Source organism: Streptomyces sp. R11 (genome assembly GCF_041051905.1).
Classification (GTDB): Bacteria; Actinomycetota; Actinomycetes; order Streptomycetales; family Streptomycetaceae; genus Streptomyces.
In genome coordinates this window covers 495,041-516,424 of the sequence record NZ_CP163432.1, presented here as the reverse complement: position 1 = coordinate 516,424, position 21,384 = coordinate 495,041, and the positions used below count along the sequence as shown (strand labels likewise).

The 21,384-nt window shown below is 70.5% G+C and carries 19 protein-coding genes; 8 read left to right on the top strand and 11 right to left on the bottom strand.

Annotated features, from left to right (window positions below):
- Positions 1–82: 82 nt before the first annotated feature.
- The 5 genes from glgB to AB5J55_RS02420 form a co-directional block, all read right to left on the bottom strand.
- Complete coding sequence (gene glgB, locus AB5J55_RS02440; RefSeq protein WP_369269034.1) at positions 83–2,302, bottom strand: 1,4-alpha-glucan branching enzyme; 2,220 nt, start codon at positions 2,300–2,302, stop codon at positions 83–85.
- Positions 2,303–2,305: 3 nt separating this feature from the next.
- Entirely contained in the window at positions 2,306–3,667 is a 1,362-nt protein-coding gene (locus AB5J55_RS02435) for a maltokinase (protein ID WP_369269033.1), read from the bottom strand.
- A gap of 41 nt (positions 3,668–3,708) precedes the next feature.
- Entirely contained in the window at positions 3,709–5,427 is a 1,719-nt protein-coding gene (gene treS, locus AB5J55_RS02430; protein ID WP_369269032.1) for a maltose alpha-D-glucosyltransferase, read from the bottom strand.
- Between the two features lie 5 nt (positions 5,428–5,432).
- The gene (locus tag AB5J55_RS02425) at positions 5,433–7,439 is read right to left on the bottom strand and encodes an alpha-1,4-glucan--maltose-1-phosphate maltosyltransferase (protein ID WP_369269031.1); all 2,007 of its coding nucleotides are present in this window, start codon (positions 7,437–7,439) and stop codon (positions 5,433–5,435) included.
- 71 nt (positions 7,440–7,510) lie between these two features.
- Positions 7,511–7,816 carry a DUF5133 domain-containing protein gene (locus tag AB5J55_RS02420; RefSeq protein WP_369269030.1) on the bottom strand — a complete coding sequence of 102 codons (306 nt, stop codon included), beginning with the start codon at positions 7,814–7,816 and terminating at the stop codon, positions 7,511–7,513.
- 297 nt (positions 7,817–8,113) lie between these two features.
- Here AB5J55_RS02420 and AB5J55_RS02415 point away from each other — a divergent pair, with 297 nt between their 5' ends.
- Positions 8,114–8,626: a pep a2 gene (locus AB5J55_RS02415; protein WP_369269029.1), complete on the top strand. Its 513-nt coding sequence runs from the start codon at positions 8,114–8,116 to the stop codon at positions 8,624–8,626.
- The gene (gene glgX, locus AB5J55_RS02410) at positions 8,623–10,767 is read left to right on the top strand and encodes a glycogen debranching protein GlgX (protein ID WP_369269028.1); all 2,145 of its coding nucleotides are present in this window, start codon (positions 8,623–8,625) and stop codon (positions 10,765–10,767) included. Before AB5J55_RS02415 ends, glgX begins: the two co-directional genes overlap by 4 nt.
- 93 nt (positions 10,768–10,860) lie before the next feature.
- On the opposite strand, the gene AB5J55_RS02405 is transcribed toward glgX, so the two are convergent.
- Positions 10,861–11,664, bottom strand: coding sequence for a VOC family protein (locus AB5J55_RS02405; protein WP_369269027.1), 804 nt, complete (start codon positions 11,662–11,664; stop codon positions 10,861–10,863).
- A gap of 172 nt (positions 11,665–11,836) precedes the next feature.
- On the opposite strand from AB5J55_RS02405, the gene AB5J55_RS02400 reads away from it, so the two are divergent.
- Positions 11,837–12,169 (top strand): ANTAR domain-containing protein, encoded by a 333-nt coding sequence (locus AB5J55_RS02400; protein ID WP_369269026.1) that lies wholly within the window; start codon positions 11,837–11,839, stop codon positions 12,167–12,169.
- A 15-nt stretch (positions 12,170–12,184) separates the two neighbouring features.
- On the opposite strand, the gene AB5J55_RS02395 is transcribed toward AB5J55_RS02400, so the two are convergent.
- Positions 12,185–12,976: a SigB/SigF/SigG family RNA polymerase sigma factor gene (locus tag AB5J55_RS02395; protein WP_369269025.1), complete on the bottom strand. Its 792-nt coding sequence runs from the start codon at positions 12,974–12,976 to the stop codon at positions 12,185–12,187.
- A 297-nt stretch (positions 12,977–13,273) separates the two neighbouring features.
- On the opposite strand from AB5J55_RS02395, the gene AB5J55_RS02390 reads away from it, so the two are divergent.
- From AB5J55_RS02390 to AB5J55_RS02375, 4 genes are all read left to right on the top strand, one after another.
- Entirely contained in the window at positions 13,274–13,729 is a 456-nt protein-coding gene (locus AB5J55_RS02390) for a MarR family winged helix-turn-helix transcriptional regulator (protein ID WP_369276065.1), read from the top strand.
- Positions 13,726–14,577 carry an ABC transporter ATP-binding protein gene (locus tag AB5J55_RS02385; protein WP_369269024.1) on the top strand — a complete coding sequence of 284 codons (852 nt, stop codon included), beginning with the start codon at positions 13,726–13,728 and terminating at the stop codon, positions 14,575–14,577. The genes AB5J55_RS02390 and AB5J55_RS02385 overlap by 4 nt, the downstream gene beginning before the upstream one ends.
- On the top strand, positions 14,537–15,397 hold the full coding sequence (locus AB5J55_RS02380) for an ABC transporter permease (RefSeq protein WP_369269023.1): 861 nt from the start codon (positions 14,537–14,539) through the stop codon (positions 15,395–15,397). The genes AB5J55_RS02385 and AB5J55_RS02380 overlap by 41 nt, the downstream gene beginning before the upstream one ends.
- 188 nt (positions 15,398–15,585) lie before the next feature.
- Positions 15,586–16,107, top strand: coding sequence for a hypothetical protein (locus AB5J55_RS02375; protein ID WP_369269022.1), 522 nt, complete (start codon positions 15,586–15,588; stop codon positions 16,105–16,107).
- A gap of 56 nt (positions 16,108–16,163) precedes the next feature.
- Here the strand turns inward: AB5J55_RS02375 and hemC are convergent, their stop codons facing one another.
- Entirely contained in the window at positions 16,164–17,099 is a 936-nt protein-coding gene (gene hemC / locus AB5J55_RS02370; protein WP_369269021.1) for a hydroxymethylbilane synthase, read from the bottom strand.
- Between the two features lie 17 nt (positions 17,100–17,116).
- Positions 17,117–18,364, bottom strand: a complete 1,248-nt coding sequence (locus tag AB5J55_RS02365; RefSeq protein WP_369269020.1) for an MFS transporter — start codon at positions 18,362–18,364, stop codon at positions 17,117–17,119.
- Positions 18,365–18,473: 109 nt separating this feature from the next.
- On the opposite strand from AB5J55_RS02365, the gene AB5J55_RS02360 reads away from it, so the two are divergent.
- Positions 18,474–19,481 (top strand): DUF5937 family protein, encoded by a 1,008-nt coding sequence (locus AB5J55_RS02360; RefSeq protein ID WP_369269019.1) that lies wholly within the window; start codon positions 18,474–18,476, stop codon positions 19,479–19,481.
- Here the strand turns inward: AB5J55_RS02360 and AB5J55_RS02355 are convergent.
- Positions 19,462–20,478 (bottom strand): questin oxidase family protein, encoded by a 1,017-nt coding sequence (locus AB5J55_RS02355; RefSeq protein WP_369269018.1) that lies wholly within the window; start codon positions 20,476–20,478, stop codon positions 19,462–19,464. The two genes, AB5J55_RS02360 and AB5J55_RS02355, sit on opposite strands and share 20 nt — an antisense overlap.
- Positions 20,479–20,599: 121 nt before the next feature.
- On the bottom strand, positions 20,600–21,376 hold the full coding sequence (locus AB5J55_RS02350) for an NPP1 family protein (protein WP_369269017.1): 777 nt from the start codon (positions 21,374–21,376) through the stop codon (positions 20,600–20,602).
- Positions 21,377–21,384 lie beyond the last annotated feature (8 nt).

The window sequence follows — 21,384 nt, the reverse complement described above, 5'->3', positions numbered from 1 at the left end:
CGGTGCCCGAATCTAGCCCAGCTGAGAGCGCGTGGTGTCGAGAACTGACAATTGACCCCGTTCGGTGATCTCAGGCGTGATCTCAGGCGCGAGGGCAGGGCGACAGCCACACCGTGGCGAGGGGCGGCAACGTCAACCGGATGCGGCTGTCCTGCGGCTTCACCGGGTCGGGGTTGACGACGTCGCTGCCGCCGTACCGGGCGGCGTCCGTGTTGAGGGTCTCCTGCCAGGCGATGACGTCATCCGGCACCCACAGGGCGTAGTCGTGCCGCACGACGGGGGAGAAGTTGGAGACGGCGAGCAGGGGGCTGCCGTCGGCACCGAACCGGAGGAAGGCGAAGACGTTGTCGTCCGCCGCGTCCCCCAGCACCCACTGGAAGCCACCGGGTTCGGTGTCCCGCTCCCAGAGAGCGGGCGTCGTCCGGTAGCGCGCGTTGAGGTCCCGGACCAGATCCTGGACGCCGCGATGGTCACCCGCGGACGCGTAACCGGGATCCAGCAGCCACCACTCGGGACCGTGCTCCTGGGACCACTCGGCGCCCTGCGCGAACTCCTGGCCCATGAAGAGGAGCTGCTTGCCGGGGTGGGCCCACATGAAGCCCAGGTAGGCGCGGTGGTTGGCGCGTCGCTGCCACCAGTCGCCGGGCATCTTGGAGACCAGCGCCTGCTTGCCGTGCACGACCTCGTCGTGGGAGATCGGCAGGACGTAGTTCTCGCTGTAGGCGTACACCATCGAGAACGTCATCTCGTTGTGGTGGTACTTGCGGTGCACCGGCTCCTTGGCGATGTACTCCAGGGAGTCGTGCATCCAGCCCATGTTCCACTTCAGCCCGAACCCGAGGCCGCCGCTGTCGGTCGGCCGCGTCACCCCGTCCCAGGCGGTCGACTCCTCCGCGATGGTGATGACGCCCGGGTTGCGCCGGTACACGGTCGCGTTCATCTCCTGCAGGAACGCCATCGCGGCCAGGTCCTCCCGCCCGCCGAAGGCGTTCGGCGCCCACTGCCCGGACTCCCGTGAGTAGTCGAGGTAGAGCATCGAGGCGACGGCGTCCACCCGGAGCCCGTCGATGTGGAACTCCTCGCACCAGTACGTGGCGTTGGCGACCAGGAAGTTGCGCACCTCGGTGCGTCCGTAGTCGAACTCGTACGTCCCCCAGTCCGGGTGCTCGGCGCGCCGCTCGTCCCCGGGTTCGTACAGCGGTTCCCCGTCGAACCTGCTCAGCGCCCAGTCGTCCTTGGGGAAGTGGGCCGGCACCCAGTCCACGATCACCCCGATGCCGGCCTGGTGCAGGGCGTCCACGAGGTACTTGAAGTCGTCGGGCGTACCGAGCCGCGAGGCCGGCGCGTAGAAGCCGGTGACCTGGTAGCCCCAGGACCCGGCGAAGGGGTGCTGTGCGACCGGCATCAGCTCGACATGGGTGAAGCCCAGGTCCTTGACGTACGCGGGCAGCTCCTCGGCGAGTTGGCGGTACGTCAGCCCCGGGCGCCATGACGGAAGGTGCACCTCGTAGACCGAGAAGGGTGCTTGATGCACCGGGACGTCACCCCGGCGCGCCATCCACTGCGCGTCGCCCCACTCGTGGTGCGAGGCGTGCACGATCGACGCCGTGTCCGGCGGGACCTCCGCACGGCGCGCCATCGGGTCGGCCTTGAGGAACCGGCCGCCGTACCGGGAGGTGATCTCGAACTTGTACCGGGTGCCCTCGCCGATGCCCGGCAGGAACAGCTCCCACACCCCGGACGCCCCGAGGGACCGCATCGGGAACGCCGTCCCGTCCCAGCAGGTGAAGTCCCCGGCGACCCGCACGCCCTGAGCGTTCGGCGCCCACACGGTGAAGCGGGTGCCCGTCACGCCCTGGTGGGTCATCGGCTCCGCGCCGAGCGCCTTCCACAGTTCCTCGTGCCGTCCCTCCCGGATGAGGTGGAGGTCCAGCTCACCGAGGGCGGGCAGGAAGCGGTACGGGTCGTGGACCTCGCACTCGTCGGACCCGTCCTCGGCGTACGCCACCAGCAGCGTGTACGCCGGGATCTCCCTGAGCGGCAGCACGCCGGAGAAGAGGCCGCCGCCCTCCGAGACCAGCGCGGTGCGCTCGCCGTCGGCCACGACGCTCACCGCACGCGCGAATGGGCGCAGCGCCCGGAAGGCGATCCCGCCCGGGACCGGATGCGCCCCGAGCAGCGCGTGCGGATCGTGGTGGGCGCCCGACAGGAGGCGCTCACGGTCGACCGGATCGAGTGCGGGCGCGGCAGCGCGCCGGCCCGGGCCGGCCGATTCGGGGCGCGAGGTCTCGTGCAGGGCCATGGGTCAGGCTCCTCTCACGGCGAGGCGTTCGATCGCCGCCATCGGTACGGGCAACCAGTCGGGTCGGTGCCGGGCCTCGTACAGGACCTCGTACACGGCGCGGTCGGTCTCATACGCACGCAGCAAGCCGTGCTTCTTGCGCGGGTCCCAGCCTGCGAGGGCGGCATAGCCCGCGCAGTAGGCCTCCCGGCAGCGGCGCGCCCACTCCGGACGCCACGGACGGCGCTGCCGGGCGGCGTAGTCGAAGGAGCGCAGCATGCCGGCGATGTCCCGCACCGGCGAGTGGACGCCGCGCCGCTCGGCGAGCGGGCGGGACGGCTCGCCCTCGAAGTCGATGACGAACCACTCACGGCCCGCCCGCAGCACCTGCCCCAGGTGCAGATCGCCATGGATGCGCTGGTCAGGCGGCCCGGGGTCGCAGCTGGCGAGCGCGCCGAAGGCGGTGCGCAGGCCGGGCACATAGGGCTGCAGGGCCGGGACGAAGTGCGCGGCGATCTCCAGACGCTCGGTCATCGCCGCCGCCATCCGGGCGTTCTCGCCGTGCGCCCGGGACGGGAAGGCCGACGCCAGGGCCAGATGCACCTCCGCCGTCGCTCGCCCCAGCTGGCGGGCCTCCGCCGTGAAGTCGCCGCCGGAGCCCAGCGCGTCCAGCGCCAGCGTCCAGCCGTCGGAGGCGTCACGCAGGAACGGCTGCAGCACGCCGAGCGTGGCCTCCCACGGGTGCGTCGTCCGGAACCAGGCCACGGGGGCCGGGACTCGCCCGCAGCCCTGCTCGGCCAGTGCGCCGGACAGCTCCAGGTCGGGATTGACGCCGGGCTGGATGCGTCGGAACAGCTTGAGGATGAACGTATCGCCGTACACCAGCGAGGAGTTGGACTGCTCGGCGTCCAGCACCCGGGGCACGAGCCCCGCCGGCACCGACACGGACGGGTCCGCCTCGAAGCACAGCGGGCCCGCCGTGCCGGGATGCCGCAGCCGCTCCAGGAGCAGCTGGGCCGAACGGGGGTCCTGCAACGCGTCGAAGACCGTCAGGCCGGCCAGCGGCCCCTCCTCCGCACGGCCGATCAGCGCCCGGCCGAGCCGTGGCGACAGATGCTGGCGTACGCCGAGCAGCAGCTGGTAGCAGTCACCGGCCGGGGGAGCGCCGCCGGGCGCGGGCACCGCGGAGTGACCGGCGTGCACCAGCAGATGCAGACAGCCCGGGAACAGCTCCGTCATCGACAGCAGCGCGAGGTCCGTGACGGGCCGGTCCTTGCCCGCGAACCAGCGCTGCCGTGGCAGCCACTCGCGCAGCAGTCCGGCGAGCGAGGCCATGGGGCTCGCGTCGACCGTACGGCTCGATCGGGGAGTTGCGGTCTTCTGCATGGTGACCCGTCCTTTCCTCGGCACACGCTCGAAGCTCACGCTCAAAGTCGTCGGCCGATGCGGGATGCGACTCGGGAGAGTCGGAACCAGTAGAAGCCGTGGCCCCCGAGGGTCAGCAGATACGGCAGTTCGCCGATCGCCGGGAAACGGACCCCGCCGAACAGCTCGACCGGGTGGCGGCCGGCGAACTCGCGCAGGTCGAGTTCCGTGGGCTGTGCGAAGCGCGCGAAGTTGTTCACGCACAGCACCAGGTCGTCCTCGTATTCGCGCAGGAAGGCGAGCACCGCCGGGTTGGAGGACTGGAGTTCTGTGTAGGTGCCGAGTCCGAAGGCCGGGTTCTGCTTGCGGATCTCGATCATGCGGCGGGTCCAGTGCAGCAGTGAGGACGGCGAGGCCATCGACGCCTCCACGTTCGTCACCTGGTAGCCGTAGACCGGGTCCATGATGGTCGGCAGGCAGAGCTGGCCCGGGTCGCAGGTGGAGAAGCCGGCGTTGCGGTCCGGCGTCCACTGCATCGGGGTGCGGACGGCGTCGCGGTCGCCGAGCCAGATGTTGTCGCCCATGCCGATCTCGTCGCCGTAGTACAGGATCGGGCTGCCCGGCAGGGCGAGCAGCAGGGCCGTGAACAGCTCGATCGAGTGCCGGTCGTTGTCGAGGAGCGGGGCGAGCCGCCTGCGGATGCCGATGTTGGCGCGCATGCGGGGGTCCTTGGCGTATTCCGCCCACATGTAGTCGCGTTCCTCGTCGGTGACCATTTCCAGGGTCAGCTCGTCGTGGTTGCGCAGGAAGATGCCCCACTGGCAGCCGGACGGGATGGCCGGGGTCTTGGCGAGGATTTCCGAGACCGGGTACCTCGACTCCCTTCGCACGGCCATGAAAATGCGCGGCATGACGGGGAAGTGGAAGGCCATGTGGCACTCGTCGCCACCGTTTTGATAATCGCCGAAGTAGTCGACCACGTCTTCGGGCCACTGGTTCGCTTCGGCCAGCAGCACGGTGTCCGGATACATCGCGTCGATGTCGCGGCGGACACGCCTCAGGAATTCATGAGTGGCGGGAAGGTTCTCGCAGTTCGTGTCCTCCTCCGCGTAGAGGTACGGCACCGCGTCCAGCCGGAATCCGTCGATTCCCAGGTCCAGCCAGAAGCGGAGGGCGGCCAGGATTTCCTCCTGGACGGCCGGGTTCTCGTAGTTCAGGTCCGGCTGGTGGGAGAAGAAGCGGTGGAAGAAGTACTGCTTGCGGACCGGGTCGAAGGTCCAGTTGGAGGCCTCGGTGTCGACGAAGATGATGCGGGCGTCGGCGTACTGCTTGTCGTCGTCGGCCCACATGTAGTAGTCGCCGTAGGGCCCGTCGGGGTCTTTTCTCGATTCCTGGAACCACGGGTGCTGGTCGCTGGTGTGGTTCATGACGAAGTCGATGATGACCCGCATGCCGCGCTGGTGGGCGGAGTCGACGAATTCGACGAAGTCGGCGAGGTCTCCGAATTCGGGCAGGACGGAGGTGTAGTCGGATACGTCGTATCCGCCGTCCCGCAGGGGTGATTTGAAGAAGGGCGGCAGCCACAGGCAGTCGACGCCGAGCCATTGCAGGTAGTCGAGTTTGGCGGTGAGGCCTTTGAGGTCGCCGACGCCGTCGCCGTTGCTGTCCTGGAAGGAGCGGACCAGTACCTCGTAGAAGACGGCGCGCTTGAACCAGTCCGGGTCACGATCCTTGGCAGGAGTGTCCTCGAAGGTGTCCAGCACGGGCTCGTTGACGGTCATGACGCTCAGGACCCTCCGATCTGCGGTGGCGAAGCCTGGACATGGAGCACGTGCGCGGGGGCCCTGCCGGGCTCCAGACGTACGTAGTTGTTCCTGCCCCAGCGGAAGGTCCCACCCGTCAGTTCGTCGTGCACGGACAGGGAGGCATCCCAGTCCAGGCCGAGGTGCGGCATGTCCAACGAGACCGTGGCCTCCTGGGTGTGGTGAGGATCAAGGTTGGCGACCACCAGAACCGTGTCCGGGCCTGTGCGTTTGCTGTAGGCGATGACCGCGTCGTTGTCTGTCCGGTGGAAGCGGAGGTTCCTGAGCCGGTGGAGGGCGGGGTGGCCCCTCCGGATGGTGTTGAGCTTGGTGATCAGGGGGGTGATGGTGCGGCCCTCGTGCTCGGCCGCTTCCCAGTCGCGGGGGCGGAGCTGGTACTTCTCCGAGTCGAGGTACTCCTCGCTGCCTTCGCGCAGGTGGGTGTTCTCGCACAGTTCGTAGCCGCTGTAGATGCCCCAGGTGGGGGAGAGGGTGGCGGCCAGGACGGCGCGCACCTCGAAGGCCGGACGTCCGCCGTGCTGGAGGAACTCGTGGAGGATGTCGGGGGTGTTGGCGAAGAAGTTGGGCCGCATGTAGGCGGCTGCCTCGCCGGACAGTTCGGTGAGGTAGTCGGTGAGTTCCTGTTTGCCGTTGCGCCAGGTGAAGTACGTGTAGGACTGCTGGAAGCCGATCTGGGCGAGGGTGTGCATCATCGCGGGGCGGGTGAAGGCCTCGGCGAGGAAGATGACGTCCGGGTCGGTGCGGCCGATGTCGGCGATGACCTTCTGCCAGAAGACGACCGGTTTGGTGTGCGGGTTGTCGACGCGGAAGATGCGCACGCCGTGGGCCATCCAGTGGCGCAGGATGCGCAGGGTTTCCTCGACCAGTCCGTCCATGTCGGCGTCGAAGGCGATGGGGTAGATGTCCTGGTACTTCTTCGGCGGGTTCTCGGCGTGGGCGATGGTGCCGTCGGGGCGGTGGTGGAACCACTCGGGGTGCTTGTCGACCCAGGGGTGGTCGGGGGAGCACTGCAGGGCGAAGTCGAGGGCGACTTCCAGGCCGAGTTCGCCGGCCCGGGCGACGAACCAGTCGAAGTCCTCCAGGGTGCCCAGGTCGGGGTGGACGGCGTCGTGGCCGCCCTCGGGGGAGCCGATGGCCCAGGGCACGCCGACGTCGTCGGTGCCCGCGGACAGGGTGTTGTTGGGGCCCTTGCGGAAGGTGGTGCCGATCGGGTGGATCGGCGGGAGGTAGACCACGTCGAAGCCCATCGCGGCGATCGCGGGCAGCCGGCGCGCGGCGGTGCGGAAGGTGCCGTGGGGCTGCTCGGGGGTGCCCTCGGAGCGGGGGAAGAACTCGTACCAGGAGCCGAACAGGGCCCGCTCCCGTTCCACCAGCAGGGGCAGCGGGTCCGACGCGGTGACCAGGTCCCGCAGCGGATACCGACCCAACACCGCGTCGACGTTCGCCGCGAACGCCGCCGCCAGCCGTGACTCGGGCGGCAATGAGTCGTCCCGCAGCGCGTCCGCGGCGGCCTGCACCGTCGCCTGCTCCGTCTTGTCGGGCACTCCGGCCGCCGCTCGTTCGTACAGCTCGCCGCCCGTCTCCAGGACCAGTCCGACGTCGATCCCGGCGGGGATCTTGATCTGCGCGAGGTGGCGCCAGGTGGCCACCGGATCGCTCCACGCCTCCACGTGAAACGTCCAGTGGCCCATGGTCGACGGGGTCACCTTGGCGCCCCAGCGGTCGCTGCCCGGGGCCAGTTCGTGCATGGGCGTCCAGGGGCCGGGCCGGCCGTCCGGGTCGGTCAGTACGACGTTGGCGGCGACGGCGTCATGGCCCTCACGGAACACGGTGGCGGTGACCTCGAAGGTCTCTCCCACGACGGCCTTGGCCGGGTGCCTGCCGCACTCCACGGCCGGCCGCACGTCCCGTACCGGGATGCGGCCGATGGTCCCGGTACCGGCACCGGTCCTGCTCTTGGTCCTGCCCATGGTTCACCTCCACCGTGCTCGAGGCCGGGCACCAGGCCCGGCCGGGGGATTCAGGCTGCGCCGGAAGGGGTCTACCTCCCCGCGTGGAAACTCCGCCGCCGTGTTCCCGGCGGGCCGCGTCGTGCCGAGACCCTCGCCGTACGCGGCCGTTCGTCCAGCTCGCTGAGATAGGCGGCCGGCGTGATGCGCAGATAGCGTTCGGCCGCGTCGGCGGCCTCGCGTGCGCAGCGCTTTCCCATCAGCACGCAGAGGGTGTAGCCGGTGTCCTCGAAGGTGGCACGGACCGTGAGGTCGGCCGGGGCCGCGAGCATGGCGCGTTCCCAGGCCCGATATCGCCGCAGTTGCCGGGCGACTTCGGCTTTGGCCGGTAGCAGCATGGCGCCGTTCACCTTCCGGACTCGATGACGCGTCTCCCGACCGTCGGGCCGAAACCCGTGCGCGCACACGCACGGGTTCCGTTACGGGTATCGAGGTCTTCACACATGGTGCACGGTCGACGACTCAGCGTCCTGTTGGATCTTCAACTACCTCATAGGTGTGCTCCTGTTGCACGAATGGCCTACCGCCCCCACCCTGGAGTCACTCAGAAGCGATCAGCGCTCACGCTCCGTACTCGGGGCCCGTCCCGCAGGGGCGAGGAGAGCGGGAGCTTTCGCGGTGAGGAGGTAACGACGGTGAAGACCGCAGTGCCCTGCTACTACCACCTCGACGTGGAAGTCAGCCCCGAGCGGGTGGGTCAGGTCAGCCGAATTCTGGCCGCTCACCTCCGGTACTGGGACCTGGAGACGCTTGTCGAGCCCGTCCGCCACGGCACGGAGATGCTGCTGCGGGCCATCGACGAGCACGCGAGGGACAAGAACACCTCGATCGAGATGTGGTGGAACGGCCAGCACCTCATCACCGCCATCGGCGACAACAACCGCGCCCTGCGCCCGGACCACGAGCTGCGCGCCTGCCTGCAGCACCTCGCCGCGACGAGCGACGGCTGGGGGTGCTGCGCCACCGAGACCGGAGCCAAGGTCATCTGGTTCTCGCAGCGTGCCCGCGCCGGCGAACGTGCCCCGCTCGTGCCGGCCGCGCCGGCGCCCAACCTGCTCGAGGCGCTCGAGGTGCCTCGCGAGGTGCCGGTCACGGCCATCGCCGATGCGGCGGGCATCCGGGACGGCGTCCTGGAGGAGGCTCGGTGACCGCGCGAAAGCGCAGCAAAGGGGTGCCCGCCTGGAGCGGGCACCCCTATCCCCTGGGAGCCGCCTTCGACGGACAGGGCACCAACTTCGCCCTGTTCAGCGAGGTCGCCGACCGCGTCGAGCTGGTACTCGTCGACGACAAGGACCGGCACACCCCGATTCCGCTCACCGAGGTCGACGGCTTCGTCTGGCACGGCTATCTGCCCGGCGTCGGCCCGGGACAGCGCTACGGCTACCGGGTGCACGGCCCCTGGGACCCGGGCCTCGGCCACCGGTGCAATCCGGCGAAGCTGCTGCTCGATCCGTACAGCCGGGCCGTCGACGGCCAGGTGGACAACCACGCCTCGCTGTTCGAGCGCACCCCCGGCGCCCCGTCCCCGGGCGACAGCGCCGGGCACACCATGCTCGGCGTCGTGACCGACCCGTCCTTCGACTGGGGCGACGACCGCCCGCCCAGACGGCCGTACGCCGACACCGTCATCTACGAGACTCACGTGCGGGGCCTGACCGCCACCCACCCCGACGTCCCGCCGGAACTGCGCGGCACCTACGCCGGGCTCGCGCACCCCGCGGCCGTCGAGCATCTGACGTCCCTCGGGGTGACCGCCGTCGAACTGATGCCGGTGCACCAGTTCGTCCAGGACGGCGTGCTGCTCGACCGGGGGCTGTCCAACTACTGGGGCTACAACACGATCGGTTTCTTCGCGCCGCACAACGCCTACGCCGCCCACGGCACCCGCGGCGAGCAGGTCAACGAGTTCAAGTCGATGGTGAAGGCCCTGCACGAAGCGGGCCTCGAAGTGATCCTCGACGTCGTCTACAACCACACCGCCGAGGGCAACGAGCGGGGCCCCACCCTCTCCTTCCGAGGCATCGACAACGCCTCCTACTACCGCCTCGTGGACGGCGACTGGGCGCACTACTACGACACCACCGGCACCGGCAACAGCCTGCTGATGCGACACCCTTACGTGCTCCAGCTGATCATGGACTCGCTGCGCTACTGGGTCACCGAGATGCACGTCGACGGCTTCCGCTTCGACCTCGCGGCCACGCTGGCCCGGCAGTTCCACGAGGTGGACCGGCTCTCGGCGTTCTTCGACCTGATCCAGCAGGATCCGGTGATCAGCAGGGTCAAGCTGATCGCCGAGCCGTGGGACGTCGGCGAGGGCGGCTACCAGGTGGGCAACTTCCCGCCGCTGTGGTCGGAGTGGAACGGCAAGTACCGGGACGCCGTACGGGACTTCTGGCGCGGCGAGCCCGACTCGCTCGGCGAGTTCGCCTCCCGGCTGACCGGCTCCTCCGACCTGTACGCACACAGCAGACGCCGCCCGCGCGCCAGCGTCAACTTCGTCACCGCGCACGACGGGTTCACCCTGCGCGACCTCGTCTCGTACAACGACAAGCACAACGAGGCCAACGGCGAGGGCAACCGGGACGGCGAGAGCCACAACCGGTCCTGGAACTGCGGCGCGGAAGGCGACACCGACGACCCGGCCGTGCGCCGGCTGCGCGCCCGCCAACAGCGCAACTTCATCGCCACCCTGATGCTGTCGCAGGGCATCCCCATGCTCGGCCACGGCGACGAACTCGGCCGCACCCAGCGCGGCAACAACAACGCCTACTGCCAGGACAACGACGTCTCCTGGATCGACTGGGGACTCACCGACGAGCAGCGCGCACTCGCCGACTTCACCCGTTACGTCATCGGGTTGCGCGCTGCTCACCCCGTCCTGCGCCGCCGCCGCTTCTTCAAGGGCGAGACGGCCACCCACCCCGACCAGCCGCTGCCCGACCTGGTGTGGCTGCTCCCGGACGGCCGCGAGATGACGGACGAGGACTGGCAGGACCCCGACGCCCACTCGGTCGCCGTCTTCCTCAACGGCGACGCCATCGCCGAACCCGACTGGTGCGGGCGCCCGGTGGTCGACGACTCCTTCCTGCTCCTGCTCAACAGCTACTGGGAGCCGGTGGAGTTCCAGCTGCCGGACGCGACGTTCGGCGCCCGCTGGACCCCACTGATCGACACCGCCGAACCGCAGGGCCCTCCGGACGAGTCGGAGTACAAGGCCGGCACGGCCGTCCTGGTGGAGCGCCGCAGCCTACTGCTCCTCTCCACACCATCACGGCAACGCCCTTAAGGGGCGCGCGGAACAGCGCGACCAACCACGACGAGCCCGCAGGCGACCATGAGCCTCACCACGGCACCCCAGTAGTCGCACTCCAAGCGAGCGCTAGCGAGAGCGCCGCGAAGTCACCGTGAACTGCGCCCCGTCAGGATCCCGCAGCACAGCCTCGTCACTCCCCTTGGACAAGACGCTCCCCCCGTGCCGCTCAGCAGCCCGCGCGCACGCCCCCACGTCCGCGACAGCGAAGTGCACCTGCCAGTGCGGCCGGATCGTCGGATCGGGCGCAGCCTCCAACGCGCCCGACTCGATCCGCGCCACGACGTCGCCCCGGCTGCGCAGCACGACCTCGCCGCCCTCGTAGCGGACCTCGCAGCAGCCGGCCCGCTCGGACGCCCATTCGAGGACCTCGCCGTAGAACATGGCGGCGTCGAACGCGTCGCGGGTGTGGAGCCGGATGAAGGTGGGCGCGGCGCGTCGCCAGGTCTCCCAGTTCGAGGGGAGCTCCCCCTCCCAGACCCCGAAGGTCGCACCGTCCCGGTCGGCCAGCAGCGCCGCGCGCCCCGGTGGCAGGGAGAGCGGGCCAACGGCCGATGTGCCGCCGCGCTCCTGCACCCGCGCCACGGCCTCGTCGGCGCTGGGGACGGCGAAGTAGGGGGTCCAGGCCACGGCCATCTGCCACATCGTGGCGACCGCGGCCACCCCGGCCACCGGCACGCTGTCCGCCAGCGCGACCCAGAAGTGGTCGCCCAGCTTGGCGGGCCGCCAGCGCCACCCCAGCACGGCGCTGTAGAACCCGTGGGTGACTTCGAGATCACGGCTGGTCAGACTCACCCAGCAGGGTGCGCCGAACACGGAGTGTGTGGACACGACCTCGGCCGTGCTGTTGGAGCATTTCGCATCGTGATTCATGGCAGTCGCGTCCTGGTTCTCGCCCGAACCGGCGGCCACCGGTCTTGTCTCAGTGTCCAGCCGGATCCGCTCCGGGGCCTGCCGAGTACCCCCGGCGTGGCGCCGAAACGGCCCGGGAGAGCGACCCTCCGCTTCGCTGGCACGAGGCGGGCAAAGCGGCGACCATGGTGGCGTGGCAGCGACACCGCACGAGCCCGCCGACGGGACCGACAGGATCATCGAGCTGGAAGAGGAAGTCGAACAGCTCAAGGAGGCGATGGTCTCGCACGCCGTCGTGGACCAGGCGATCGGGATGATCGTCGCCCTCGGCCGCGTGGCGCCGGACGAGGGGTGGGCGGTGCTGAAGGACGTCTCCCAGCACACGAACATCAAGCTCCGCCACGTCGCGGAGCTGATTCTCATCTGGGGCCGGGACGGAAGGATGCCCCCGGAGATCCGCGTCGAACTCGAAGAGGCCCTCGAGCGCTACGGTCCGACGCAGATTCCGGGATCGGCCCAGGACTGAGTCACCCTTCCGGCGTCAGTGGGCTTCGGCGAGTATTTCCTCGCGCAGTTGGGCGAAGCAGCCGCTCAGCAGCCGGGAGACGTGCATCTGCGAGATGCCGAGCTGCTGTGCGATGCGGCTCTGGGTCATCCCGCCGAAGAAGCGGAGGTAGAGGATGGTCCGCTCTCGCTCCGGAAGCCGCTCCAGACACGGCGTGACGGTCACACGGTCGACGACCACGTCGTACGCCGGATCGGGGCCGCCGATGGCATCCCCCAGCGCGTAGCCGTCCGTGCCGGGCATCTCCGCCTCCAGCGACAGCGCGGAGAAGCACTCCAGGGCTTCCATCCCGGTGCGCACCTCGCTCTCGCTCAGCTGCGCGTGCTCGGCGATCTCGGCGACGGTGGGCGCGCGCCCCGAGGTGCCCTGCGACAGCTCCTTCATGGAGTTCCGCACCCGGTTGCGCAGGTCCTGGACCCGGCGCGGCACGTGCAGCGTCCACATGTGGTCGCGGAAGTGCCGCTTGATCTCGCCGGTGATGGTGGGAACGGCGTACGCCTCGAAGGCGTGGCCGCGTGCCGGGTCGTAGTGCTCGACGGCCTTCACCAAACCCAGGGCCGCCACCTGGTACAGGTCCTCGAGAGACTCGCCGCGGCCCTTGAAGCGGACGGCGATCCGCTCGGCCATGGGCAGCCAGGCCTGGACCAGTTCATCCCTGAGCACCTTGCGCTCGGGCCCCTCGGGCAGACCGAGAAGGTGATCGAAGGCCGCCGCAGTGTCGGGGGCGTCATCGTGGGGGTGCTGCTTCGTTCTGGTGGTGGCACTCATCAGGTGCGCACCTCCCTCAGGCGGTGCTGACTGGGAGAGACACCGTGGGAGGCACGCACTCGGACCTCAGGAGGTAACCCAGGGTCCCGGCGAGCAGGCTCCCACGGACGTGCCTCCTGTCCGAAGCACATATGTCACTTTTCCCCATGATAGGGCATCCGAAACAAAATTCATGAATGCGACTACCGCTTTGCGTCCTTGACTCTCCCTTGAAGTCATTACCTCTCTTACAGAGGTAACCTCGATGACGTGGACGACGACGTAGACGACTGCGCGGCTGACGACGTGGAAGCGGTCGTGGACCAGGCGGCCCTCCCCGAGGAACTCGCCGACGCGCTCGTCGGGGTCCAGCGACTGATCCGACGCCGGCTGCGGCGCGACATGCCCGCCCCGCAGCTGCGCGGTGCCGAGGTGGAGCTGTTGCGGCTGATCGTGGAGCGGCCCGGTATCGGGATCTCGGACGCCGCCAAGGAGCTGTACCTTGCGGGCAATTCGGTGTCCACGCTGGTCAACCAGCTGGCCCGGCAGGGCTGTCTGCTCCGCGAGACCGACCCCTCCGACCGGCGCGCCGCCCGGCTGCTGCCCACCCCCGCGGCCGAGACCCGGCTGAGCGAATGGCGCCGCCGGCGCGCCGATCTCGTACGCCGTCAGGTGTCCCGCCTCAACGAGCCGGACCGGGAGACGCTGCTCGCGGCGATCCCGGCGCTGCGCAGACTGGCGGACTCACTGCGCGAGGAGACGGAGCGACCATGACACGAGACGCTGCCACCGAGGCCGTGGCCTGTACCGGGCTCGCCTACGCCTTCGGTGAGACCAACGCGGTGGACGGACTCGACCTGACGGTGGCGCAGGGCGAGGTCTTCGGCCTGCTCGGTCCCAACGGCGCCGGCAAGACGACGGCGATCCGCTGCATCACCACGCTCCTGCCGGTGCCCACAGGGATGGTCAGCGTCTTCGGACACGACGCGGCAGGCGACCGGATGGCTGTCCGGCGCCTGCTCGGCTATGTCCCGCAGCAGCTGTCCGCCGACTCGAGCCTGACCGGCCGCGAGAACGTCGTCCTGTTCGCCCGCGTCTTCGACGTGCCCCGTCGGGAACGTGCCGCACGGGTCGGTCAGGCCCTGGCCGCGGTCGGTCTCACCGACGCCGCCGACCGGCTCGCCGGCACCTACTCGGGCGGCATGGTCCGCCGCCTCGAACTCGCCCAGGCCCTGGTCAGCGCACCCCGGCTGCTGATCCTCGACGAACCCACCATCGGCCTCGACCCGATCGCCCGCACCGGAGTGTGGGAGCACATCAACGCCGTCCGCGCCGCCACCGGCATGACGGTCCTCGTCACCACCCACTACATGGACGAGGCCGACCAGTACTGCGACCGGGTCGGCCTGATGCACCACGGCCGCATCCGGGCCCTCGGCACACCGGACGAGCTCAGGCAGGGGCTCGGCGCCCGCCGGCGTACGGAGGGAGCCGCCGGCACCGACCCGCTGCCCACGCTGGAGGACGTCTTCCGGGACATCGCCGGCAGCGGGCTCGACGAGAGTTCAGGAGACTTCCGCGATGTCCGAAGCACCCGCCGCACCGCACGCCGTGTCGGCTGACGTGGCCCGCGCCGACGGTATCGACCTGCTGCTACGGCCGCCCGAGCCCCGCGCCGGCTGGCGGGTGCTGCCCGCCCGCGTCCTGGCCATGTGCGCCGTCGAGCTGCAGAAACTGCGCCACGACCGCACCGAGCTCTACACCCGCGCGGTCCAGCCCGCCCTCTGGCTGCTGATCTTCGGCCAGACCTTCACCCGGATCAAGGCGATTCCGACCGACGGCATCCCCTACATCGACTATCTGGCCCCCGGCATCATCGCCCAGTCAGCGATGTTCATCGCCATCTTCTACGGCATCCAGATCATCTGGGAGCGCGACGCCGGCATCCTCAACAAGCTGCTCGTCACCCCGACCCCGCGCTCGGCCCTGATCACCGGCAAGGCGTTCGCGGCCGGGGTGAAGTCCCTGGTGCAGGCGGTCGTCGTGATCGTCATCGCGGCGGTGCTCGGTGTGGCGCTGACCTGGAATCCGCTGAAGCTGCTCGGCGTCGCCGCGGTCGTCGTCCTAGGCTCGGCTTTCTTCTCCTGTCTGTCGATGACCATCGCCGGCATCGTCCTCAGCCGCGACCGGCTGATGGGCTTCGGCCAGGCCATCACCATGCCGCTGTTCTTCGGCTCCAACGCCCTCTATCCGCTGTCCGTGATGCCGGGCTGGCTCCAGGCGATCAGTAAGGCCAACCCGCTCAGCTACCAGGTGGACGCCCTGCGCGGCCTTCTCCTCGGCACCCCCTCCCACCTCGCGCTCGACTTCGCCGTCCTGCTCGTGGCCGCCGCGCTCGGCATCGCCGCCGCCTCCTCACTGCTGGGCCGGCTGGCCCGCTGATCTTGGTGCGGAACGTGATGTGCGGCACGTGGGTGAACAGGCCCGCCGGGCCGGAAAGCGGATTCCTCCTGCCCACGGCTTGATCGGTGATCAAGGGGGCGAATGGGCTGGCCACCGCGCATTCTGCTCATTTGACAGTGCACTGAGCGCAAAGATAGGAAGCAGCTCTCTGGGTCGAGAGGTGGATTGTGTACGAGCCGAACGTGGTCGGGGACTGGCACGAGTACGACGAGCATGCCGGTCTGCGTGTCCGCGTCCACCAACTGGAAGCCGCCGAGCCGCCGCGCGGACGCGACGAGGCCGCGGAGGGGCTGGCGTACTTCAGGGTCCGCGTCACCATCGAGAACCGCGGAGAGCGGCACCTCGGCATTCACCTCGAGGACGGCCAGATCGACGTGCGGATCGGCCGCGACGGTGAGGCGGCCTTCATCGACTGGCGCAACTCGCAGTTCATCGAGGGCTTCGACGTCTACCCCCTGCGCCGCGCCACCGCCGTGCTGTATGCCGCCGGCCCGGAGGCGAGCCTGAGCCAGGTCGACGTCCAGATCCAGCTGCGCGTCGAGGAGGAGTGGGCCGACCGCCGGCTGTGGAGCGGCGGACTCGGCCTCCAGGAGGGTTCCGCCGGCGCCCACGCCGCCACGCTGCGGGACGGCCTCGCGCTCCAGGTGAGCAACTTCCTTCGGGAGCAGGCCGAAGAGGGCACCGCCTGACGGGCGCCCCGGTGAGGGGCGCCGCCCGGTGGGGGCTCGAGCCCTGACGACGGGCTCTAGTGCGGGATGCCGTCGATGATCTCGCGGGCACCCTGACGCAGCAGCGCGACCGCGACCGACGTGCCGAGGGTGGCGGGGTCCAGTCGGCCGGCCCATTCGTGGGCGTTCAGTCGCGTCTTGCCGTCCGGAGTGAACACGCAGGCCCGCAGGGACAGTTCGCCGCCCCGGTCGACGCGCGCGTACCCGGCGATCGGGCTGTTGCAGTGCCCCTGCAGGACGTGCAGGAACATCCGCTCGGCCGTGGCCTCCCGGTACGTGTCCGGGTCGCCGAGGCCGCTGACCGCGTCGATGAGGTCGCTGTCGCCCTCCCGGCACTGCAGCGCGAGGATGCCCGCGCCGATCGGCGGCATCATCACCTCGGGGGGGAGGGTCTCGCTGATCACGTCGGTGCGGCCGATGCGCTCCAGGCCGGCCACCGCGAGGAGCAGTGCGTCCGCCTCGCCGGCCGCCAGCTTCTCCAGTCGCCGGTTGGCGTTGCCGCGGAACGGCAGGCACTCGAGATGCTGGTGAGTGGCGGCCAGCTGGGCGACCCGGCGCACCGAGGAGGTGCCGATCCGGGTTCCGGGCGGGAGCTCGTCCAGGGTGAGCCCGCCGGGGTGGATGAGGGCGTCCCGGATGTCGTCCCGCTTGAGGAACGCCGCGAACGTCGTCCCCGCGGGCAGCGGCCGGTCGGCGGGGATGTCCTTGACGCAGTGCACGGCGAGATCGGCTTCACCCGCCAGCAGAGCCGCGTCCACCTCCTTGGTGAACGCCCCCTTGCCCTCGACCTGGGACAGGTCCCCCATCCACTTGTCACCGGTCGTCTTCACCGGCACGACCTCGGTGCGAACACCGGGGTGCAGGGCCGCCAACTCGGCGCGGACACGCTCCACTTGGGCGAGGGCCATCGGCGAGTCGCGGGAGACGATACGGATCAGTTCAGGCACGGACATGCGGACACGATAGACCGTCACGACCCCGCGTCCGCACCGTACCGCCCCATTCCCGCCCGGTCCTTGCCCGCTCCCGCCCGGCCCTCGTCGTGTGCCCGGTCCTGCGCGTCCCGGCGCACCGGCCACGTCAGCACCACCAATGCCCCCACCGTGAGCAGCCCGCCGACCAGGAACGTCCCGCGCACCCCGACCGCGGGCAGCAGCACACCTCCGATCAGCGCGCCGGCGGCGATGCCCAGGTTGTAGGCGGCCGAGTTGGCCGCGAGGGCGGTCTCGGTGCGGCCGGGTGCCACCTGGAGCACCTGGCTCTGGGTCGCCATGAAGGCGGGCGCGACCGAGGCGCCCAGCAGCATGACCAGTACGACAGCCGCCGCCCGGACATGGCCCGTCGCGTGGAGGCCGAGCAGGGCCGCCGCCTGGGCGGCCACCGGCACGGTCAGCGTGGCGCGCGGGAAGCGGTCGAGGAGCGGCCCGGCGATCGTGACCCCGGCCAGCGCCGCCCCGCCGAACGCCAGCAGCACGGCACCCACCGCGTCCTCGCGGAACCCGCTGACCTCGTCGAGGAAGGCGACGACGTAGGTGAACCCGGCGAAGGCACCGGTCACCGACAGGACGGTGACGGTCAGCACGACGAGGAACCTGCGCCGGTCGGGGGCGGCGCCGTACGCGGAGTGGCCGTCCTGCGGTCGGGACGACGGCAGCAGGGCGCCGATGGCCACGAGCGAGACGAGCGCGAGCACGCCGAGCAGAGCGAAGGGCGTTCGCCAGCCGGTGTGCCCACCGAGCCAGGTCCCGGCCGGCACCCCGGCCACCGTGGCGAGGGAACCGCCGACGGACAGCAGCCCGATGATCCGCCCCCGGCGCTCGGGCGGGAAGAGACCGACCGCGACCGGCCCCATGACCGACCAGAACACCGCCTGCGCCAACGCCGTCGCCACCCGCGCCGCCAGCAGCACCCCGTACGACACCCCTCCCAGTGCCGACACCCAACTGCCCACGGCGAGCAGCCCGAGCAGCCCGGCGAGCAGATACCGGCGCGGCACGGACCGGGTGACATGGGCGAGGGGCAGGGACACGACGGCCACGGTCAGTCCGTAGCCGGTGACCAGCGCGCCCACGGCCGTGAGCGAGACCCGCAGGTCGTCCGCCATGAGCGCGAGCAGGCCGACCGGGAGGTTCTCGGTGGTGTTGAAGGTGAACGCCGCCAGCATCAGCGCCGCGACGACGGCGGCACGCCGCCAGGGTGCCGGACGTACGCAGCCCATCCATCCGCCTTTCCGACAGGGGGAGTCGGGGCAAGCGTGCGGGGCCGCGGCGGGCGCCTCTACTCTTTCGGTCCAGGACGAATCGCTGCTCACGACGGGGGTCGCCGCCATGCCGCTCGCCCTGCACCTCGGCACCGCCGACCTCACCCGCTGCCGGTTCGCGATCTCGCCGCTGTGCCAGACCCACGAGGCGCTGCGCATGCTCCGCCGGCCCGCCCGGCACGGCTACCACCGAGGCTGGCTGCGCCGCATGCGCCGTTCGGTCGCCGGCCTGGACCTGGCAGATCTGTGGCTGTTCATCCCGCCCGCCGGCGGCTACACCCCGGACTTCCTCGGCCCGCCGCCGCAGGAGCCGTACCCCGCCATCGAGGACGAACTGGCGAGGATGCGCGACACCGATCCCGTCCTGGCCCACGCGGAGATGACCCGCTCGCTGGCCTGCACTCCCGGACTCGCCCAGTCACCCCGAGCACGCGCCGCGCTCGACGACCCCGCCGCCACCGTCCGGCGCCTGGCCGACCTCACCGAGCAGGCCTGGCACGCCCTGCTCGCCCCGGAGTGGCCGCGGCACCGTGCCGTTCTGGAGGCGGACATCGCGCACCGCTCGCGCCGGGCCGCGGACGGCGGTCTCGACGCGCTGCTCACCGGCCTGCACCCGGCCGTGGACTGGGCCGGCCAGACGCTCACCCTGCGCAGGTACGCCGACGTCGCGGATGCCCAACGGCCCGACGGCAGAGGCGTGTTGCTCATGCCGAGCGTGTTCGTGTGGCCGGACGTGGTGAGCGGCTTCGCGCGGCCCTGGCAGCCGACGGTCATCTACCCCGCCCGAGGCATGGGCCGCCTGCACACCACCCCGGCACCACGCCCGCCGGAGGCACTCGCCCGCCTCTTCGGCCACCAGCGCGCGGCCGTCCTCACGGGCCTCACTGTGCCTTCCTCGACGACGGACCTCGCGCGCCGCCACGGGCTCGCGCCGTCGACCGTGTCGGCCCATCTGTCGGTCCTGCGGGAGGCGGGACTGCTGGAGTCGCGGCGTCAGGGCTATTACGTGCTGTACGGGCGAACGGCCTTGGGGGACGCCCTGGCGGACGGGCGGTTCACGCCAGGGGCGGGCTGATCTCGACAGCGCGCCGCGCCGCCGCGAGGGCGACTTCGTCGCCGACGTCCAGGGCGGTGTCGGTCAGCTTGATGACGTGCTCGTCGCCGTGGGCGAGGGCCCGCTCCATGACCTCCTCGGGCGTCAGCCGGGCAGCCGGGTCGTGGGCGACCGGCTCGACGGGGGCGTACATCGCGGTGACCGCCGCGGACGCCGTCCAGGCCGCCCGCAGGCTCGGCGCCCACTGGTCGCGGGGCAGCGAATCCAGTGTGCGCAGCACGGCGTTGGGCGCCGTGGCCGCGTGCACGAGCATGGTCGGCTCGCCGTGGCCGTGGGTGGCGTAGCGGTGGGTCGCGGCGCGCACGAGTTCGGTGAGCCGCTCGCGGGCCGTGTCCGCGTCGGTCACGTCGTCGGCCCAGGCGGGCAGTCGGCGTACGGCGGACAGCCGGTTCCGGAATCCCATGTGCCCCGCCTCGATCGCGGGTACGGCGTCCAGGGCGGCCGTGGCCGTCGGCGCGCCCGGCAGCGGGACGACACCGGTCACGGGCTGATGCCGTGCCGCCCAGTAGCCCAGCGCGTGCGCGAGTTCGGTGAGCCGGGGTGCGTTCTCCTCCGCTTCGAGAGCGCGCACGGCATGGCCGACGCGGATGACCGTATGAGTGGCGCCGCCGTACATGCCGGGCAGCAGGCGCGGCCACCACTCGGCGAGGACACCGCGCCACGGACGTTCGGCGAGCACGCGGGAGTAGTGATCGGTCCAGTCCGTGATGCGCCGTGGATCCCCCAGCGCCGCACGCCAGTTGTCGTCCGTGACGGGGGCGACGCGGTCGGGGAAGTCCTCCAGCTTCTCCCGGTAGAGGTCCACCCAGCGGTGGACGGCGCCGGCGTGTCCGTGGGCGGCGAGCGCCTCGACGACCATGGGGGCGTGGTTGGACAGCCAGCCCTCCCGTTCCGGGCCGGATGCGTGGAGGCGTTCAAGGGCTTCTTCGAAGTGTCCGCTCGTGGCGATCGTGTCCATGAACGGGACGCTATGTCGCACACGGGTGCGCGGGGATCGGGCGCGGGACGGAAGCCGGGCGTGCCGACGGCCTAGGTCCCGCGCCCGATGTGACTCGGGCTCAGGTGTTCGGTCGCAACGATCAGGCGTTGGGGTCGAACGCGATCCCGGACGGCTTCGCCGAGGCCAGGTGACTGGCGAAGCTTCCGTCCTTCAGGCCGAAGTTGGCGCTGCCGAAGTTGTACGCCACCAACTTGTCGCGCACGCCCGCCGGGTAGCCGTTCCAGCCGACCAGCGGCGGGTACTGCCAGGTGCCCTTGTGGTTCTCCGGCGGCTCGTCGCCCGAGTTGGCGAGACGGAAGCAGTGCGTGCTGATGCCGTCCTTGTGGTAGACGATCTTCGCGTGCGTGCCGTCGAAACGCACCGACGACGCGGGGCTGATCGTGAACGAGCCGTGGTTGGACGTCGAGACGTACTGCACGGCGTTGTTCTGCACCCACACCACCACGTGCTCCCAGTCGTGCCGGTGCCCGCCGATGCTGCTGCCCGCCACCGCCTGGTCCTTCTCGAAGTACAGGCCGTACATGTAGGCACACCAGCCGTTGTTGCACTTGTAGCGGGAGTAGCCGTTGGTGTTGTCCAGGTCCGAGGCGTCCCGGCAGTTGCCGTTGAGCGCACCGGTGGGGTTGAGGCCGCCGTTGACGGTTCCGTCGGGGCCGATGGCAGGGGTGGAGTAGCAGCCGTCGGTGTCGTAGTCGAAGGCCGGCTGGTACGTCTTCTCGGCCGACTCGGCGTTGGCGGGCAGTGCCGCCGGCGGGGCGGCGAAGGCGACGCTGGGGAAGGCGACGACCAGCGCGGCGGCACCGGCCAGACCGGTGAGCCATCTCTTGCCCTGTGTGCGGAACGTCTGTGACGACACTGCGTCTC

Coding starts and splice junctions, on each gene's coding strand:
- glgB (WP_369269034.1), bottom strand. CDS start 2,302: ATGGCCCTGCACGAGACCTCGCGCCCCGAATCGGCCGGCCCGGGCCGG.
- AB5J55_RS02435 (WP_369269033.1), bottom strand. CDS start 3,667: ATGCAGAAGACCGCAACTCCCCGATCGAGCCGTACGGTCGACGCGAGC.
- treS (WP_369269032.1), bottom strand. CDS start 5,427: ATGACCGTCAACGAGCCCGTGCTGGACACCTTCGAGGACACTCCTGCC.
- AB5J55_RS02425 (WP_369269031.1), bottom strand. CDS start 7,439: ATGGGCAGGACCAAGAGCAGGACCGGTGCCGGTACCGGGACCATCGGC.
- AB5J55_RS02420 (WP_369269030.1), bottom strand. CDS start 7,816: ATGCTGCTACCGGCCAAAGCCGAAGTCGCCCGGCAACTGCGGCGATAT.
- AB5J55_RS02405 (WP_369269027.1), bottom strand. CDS start 11,664: ATGAATCACGATGCGAAATGCTCCAACAGCACGGCCGAGGTCGTGTCC.
- AB5J55_RS02395 (WP_369269025.1), bottom strand. CDS start 12,976: ATGAGTGCCACCACCAGAACGAAGCAGCACCCCCACGATGACGCCCCC.
- AB5J55_RS02385 (WP_369269024.1), top strand. CDS start 13,726: ATGACACGAGACGCTGCCACCGAGGCCGTGGCCTGTACCGGGCTCGCC.
- AB5J55_RS02380 (WP_369269023.1), top strand. CDS start 14,537: ATGTCCGAAGCACCCGCCGCACCGCACGCCGTGTCGGCTGACGTGGCC.
- hemC (WP_369269021.1), bottom strand. CDS start 17,099: ATGTCCGTGCCTGAACTGATCCGTATCGTCTCCCGCGACTCGCCGATG.
- AB5J55_RS02365 (WP_369269020.1), bottom strand. CDS start 18,364: ATGGGCTGCGTACGTCCGGCACCCTGGCGGCGTGCCGCCGTCGTCGCG.
- AB5J55_RS02360 (WP_369269019.1), top strand. CDS start 18,474: ATGCCGCTCGCCCTGCACCTCGGCACCGCCGACCTCACCCGCTGCCGG.
- AB5J55_RS02355 (WP_369269018.1), bottom strand. CDS start 20,478: ATGGACACGATCGCCACGAGCGGACACTTCGAAGAAGCCCTTGAACGC.